Origin of the sequence: Actinomadura barringtoniae, assembly GCF_017573505.1 — a bacterium.
Taxonomy (GTDB): Bacteria; Actinomycetota; Actinomycetes; order Streptosporangiales; family Streptosporangiaceae; genus Spirillospora; species Spirillospora barringtoniae.
On record NZ_JAGEOJ010000075.1, the window covers coordinates 1 to 248 of the forward strand.

At 64.9% G+C, this 248-nt stretch carries 1 protein-coding gene; it reads left to right on the plus strand.

Annotated features, from left to right (window positions below; genetic code table 11):
• Window positions 1-248, plus strand: a 248-nt coding sequence (locus J4573_RS53465) for a condensation domain-containing protein (protein ID WP_208264198.1), incomplete at both ends; no start/stop codon positions are given.

The window sequence follows — 248 nt, forward strand, 5'->3', positions numbered from 1 at the left end:
CCGATCGGTACACCGGTGGCCGGCCGTCCGGATGAGGTTCTGGACGATCTGGTCGGGTTCTTCGTGAACACTTTGGTGCTGCGGACGGATCTGTCGGGGGATCCCACGTTCGGGGAGTTGCTGGCGCGGGTCCGGGAGGCGGATCTGGACGCGTATGCCCATCAGGATGTGCCGTTCGAGCATCTGGTGGAGGTGCTGGCTCCTGAGCGCTCACTGGCCCGGCACCCGCTGTTCCAGATCATGCTGAC